Origin of the sequence: Actinomadura sp. NPDC048955 (genome assembly GCF_040649435.1) — a bacterium.
Lineage (GTDB): Bacteria > Actinomycetota > Actinomycetes > Streptosporangiales > Streptosporangiaceae > Spirillospora > Spirillospora luteofluorescens.
The window spans coordinates 1-3,432 of sequence record NZ_JBEZJI010000151.1; the positions used below are offsets into that span (position 1 = coordinate 1).

3 protein-coding genes and 1 pseudogene are annotated in these 3,432 nt (G+C 70.4%); 2 read left to right on the forward strand and 2 right to left on the reverse strand.

The features are described from left to right. On the reverse strand, positions 1-530 hold a 530-nt coding region (locus tag AB0C84_RS45550), incomplete at its 3' end, for an alpha-amylase family glycosyl hydrolase (RefSeq protein ID WP_361079037.1). A 525-nt stretch (positions 531-1,055) separates the two neighbouring features. On the opposite strand from AB0C84_RS45550, the gene AB0C84_RS45555 reads away from it, so the two are divergent. Beyond that, positions 1,056-1,322 carry a hypothetical protein gene (locus tag AB0C84_RS45555; RefSeq protein ID WP_179847845.1) on the forward strand — a complete coding sequence of 89 codons (267 nt, stop codon included), beginning with the start codon at positions 1,056-1,058 and terminating at the stop codon, positions 1,320-1,322. Between the two features lie 3 nt (positions 1,323-1,325). Then, positions 1,326-2,165, forward strand: coding sequence for an STAS domain-containing protein (locus tag AB0C84_RS45560; protein ID WP_361079040.1), 840 nt, complete (start codon positions 1,326-1,328; stop codon positions 2,163-2,165). Here the strand turns inward: AB0C84_RS45560 and AB0C84_RS45565 are convergent. Then, positions 2,143-3,432 (reverse strand): annotated as a pseudogene (locus AB0C84_RS45565) (alpha-1,4-glucan--maltose-1-phosphate maltosyltransferase); the annotation flags it as partial. The gene AB0C84_RS45560 and the pseudogene AB0C84_RS45565 overlap by 23 nt on opposite strands.

Sequence of the window (3,432 nt, forward strand, 5' to 3'; positions counted from 1 at the left end):
AAGGGCCCGTCCGGATCGGTGCGCGACGCCTGGAACCAGGGGTGCTGGTCGGAGGTGTGGTTCATCACCAGATCCGCGATCACCCGGATGCCCCGGGCGTGCGCCTGCTCGATCAGCTCGACGAAGTCCCCGAGCTCTCCGAAGTCGGGCAGGATGCTGGTGTAGTTGGCGATGTCGTAGCCGCCGTCCTTCAGCGGGGACTGGTAGATGGGCAGCAGCCATAGGCAGTCGATGCCGAGCCATTGCAGATGGTCCAGCCTGGAGATCAGCCCGCGCAGGTCGCCGTAGCCGTCGTTGTTGGAATCGGCGAAGCCCCGGACCGACACCTCGTAGAACACCGCCGTCTTGAACCAGTCCGGTGTGCGGGGAGTGTCCTCGTCGAACGGGTCCGGGATGGGGCCGGCGGCCGGGCCCGCGGCCGGCCGGGCGGTGTACTCCGGGGGCGCGGCGCCCGGTCCCGGTGCGGTGACCCCGTCGGCGTCCCGGTCGGATCGGGTGCTGCGGGTGAAGTTCTTCGGCTGGCCGTCCATGGGTCACCCCGGGTGTGTTGGAGACATCTAGATCAGCAATTCCCTCCGCCCCGGCCAGGTGTCTGCGCGACAGGCAACCATCCGTAAAAGCTTCAGTACGGTCCGTGACCGTGGGGCCGGTTTCGGGTCCCGGCGGCGCCGCCCCGCCGCGGCGGCGCGCCCATGACCGGGGTAGATCGCCCGGGCCCGCGGGCCGTCCGGGCGGGCGGCCGCCCGCGGGGAAGGTCATCGCCCGGTCGCGGCCGGGCAGCGCACGGAAAAGCAGCGCAAAAGAACGGCGATTCCCGGCCCGTCGAGTGGCGCCGGACGCCGCGAATACTTGCCGCGCGGCGGTTGTGTCATGTCCGTGTTTTTAGGTTCGCCGCTTTTTCTGTCGCAACCCTCGGGTAGGTCATTTCCAACCTCAGAACCCGTCAGGACGGCGGGTTCTGCTCAGTTCGGGCGGAATTCCGTCCAGAAGCGATCGGAGGGACAGTGGAGCGCTGGGAGAAGTCGCCATCGGTCGTACCGACGCGGGATGACCTCGTGGCACGGCTGCGCGTCCGTTTCGCCGACATTCCGGTGGAGCGCGTGCGGCGCTGCGTGGACGACCTGTGGTGCTGCTGCGCCCATCTGGGGGTGCGGCCCGAGGAACGGACCATCGAGCGCCTCGCGGCGTCCCGGCTCACGGGCGTCGTGCGGGGCGGCCGCCCGCCCTATCCGGACGAGCGGCCGGGGTCCAGACCGCCCGGCCACCTGACCGCCTCGCCCCGGCCCGCCCGCGCGGCGGCCCGAACTCCGATCGGGATGTGACAGATGAAGGACACGGCGGTGCCGGGTCTGAGCACCGAGACCCGGCGAGGGTTCATCGTGCTCGGCCTGCCGGCGCAGATCAGTTGGCAGAACTACGCGGGGATCCGGGAGGAGGTGAGCAGGGCCCTGTCGCTCGCCTGCGCGGGCGCGCGGGGGACGCGGCGCGGCGGGGTCGTGGTCGACTTCGGTGACGCGGTCCTGCTGGACGCGGCCGGGCTCGTGCTGATGGCGCGGGCCGAGACGCGGGCGCAGCTGCTCGGCTGCCCGCTGCGGGCCGTGGTGCCGGCCCTGTCGGCGCACGTCCGGCGGGCGCTGCACCTCACCGGCCTGGACCGGCTCGTCCCGGTGTTCGCCGACGTCGCGTCGGCGACGGCGGCGCCCGTCCCGGAGGCGGCGCCGGGGGAGGTCGACACCACGCACGTCCTCGACGCGATCCGCGCGCTGCACCCGGGGGACGCCGGTCTCACCCCGACGCCGCCCGCCCCGTCCGAGCTGATGATCACCACGACGGCGGCCGGCGACGGCGACCACACCGTCGTGCACCTGTCCGGGGTGCTGGACGAGGTGACCGTGCCGCGGCTCGGGGAGACGCTGACCACGCTGGTCGAGGGCGACGAGCGGCACCTGATGGTGCGGATGCACGACCGGCTCGGCGTGCGCTGCGACCCGCTGCCGATCCTGCTCGGCATCCGCTGGCGCGTCGCGGCCGAGGGCGGCTGCCTGGCGCTGCCGGCGATGCCGGCCAGGCTCCGCGAGGTCATCGACCGCGAGGGCCTCGGCTCGGTGTTCACCGGCTGCCGTTCCGCCGGGGACCGCGTGCTCAGCGGCGCCGGGTCCGGGTAGCCCCGCCGCCCTGCCCGCCACCGGCCCGCGCACGTCCGCCGTTCTCCTGGAACGTGAGGATGTGCGCGGGCTTGGTGTGCGGGTCGAGCCGCACGTAGTTGGACCTCCGCCAGGTGTAGGTGGTGCCGTCGAGTTGGTCGGTGACGGTGTGGGTTTGGTCGGGGTCGTCGGGGAGGCCGAGGGCGGGCAGGTCGAGGTGGACGGTGGCTTCGCGGGGTTGGTGGGGGTTGAGGTTGATGATGGTGAGGACGGTGTCGTGGAGGTGGCGTTTGGAGAAGGCGAGGAGTTCGGGTTGGTCGATGTGGTGGAAGTGCAGGTTGGTGAGTTGTTGGAGGGCGGGGTGGGTGTTGCGGAGTGTGTTGAGGGTGGTGATGAGGGGGGCGATGGTGGTTTCGGTGCGGTCGGCGGTTTCCCAGTCGCGGGGGCGGTACTGGTATTTCTCTGAGTCGCGGTATTCCTCGCTGCCTGGGCGCTGGGGGGTGTTCTCGCAGAGTTCGTAGCCGGAGTAGATGCCCCAGGTGGGGGAGAGGAGGGCGGCGAGGATGGCGCGGATTTCGAAGGCGGGGCGGCCGCCGTGCTGGAGGTATTCGTTGAGGATGTCGGGGGTGTTGGTGAAGAAGTTGGGGCGCATGTAGGTGGCGGCGGGGCCGGTGAGTTCGGCCATGTATTCGGTGAGTTCTTGGGCGTTGTTGCGCCAGGTGAAGTAGGTGTAGGACTGGTGGAATCCGATTTTGGCGAGGGTGTGCATCATGGCGGGGCGGGTGAAGGCCTCGGCGAGGAACAGGACGTCGGGGTGGGTGGTGTGGATGTCGGCCAGGAGTCGTTCCCAGAAGGCGACGGGTTTGGTGTGGGGGTTGTCGACTCTGAAGATGGTGACGCCGTGGTCGGTCCAGTGGTGGATGAGGTTTTTGACGGCGGTGTAGAGGCCGTCGGGGTCGTTGTCGAAGTTGAGGGGGTAGATGTCCTGGTATTTCTTGGGCGGGTTCTCGGCGTAGGCGATGGTGCCGTCGGCGCGGGTGGTGAACCATTCGGGGTGGTCGCGGACCCAGGGGTGGTCGGGGGAGCATTGCAGGGCCAGGTCGAGGGCGATTTCCAGGCCGCAGTCGCCGGCGTGGGCGACGAAGGCGTCGAAGTCGTCCAGGGTGCCCAGGTCGGGGTGGACGGCGTCGTGGCCGCCGTCGGGTGATCCGATGGCCCAGGGTGATCCGGGGTCGTACGGGCCGGCGTCCAGGGTGTTGTTGGGGCCTTTGCGGTGGGTGGTGCCGAT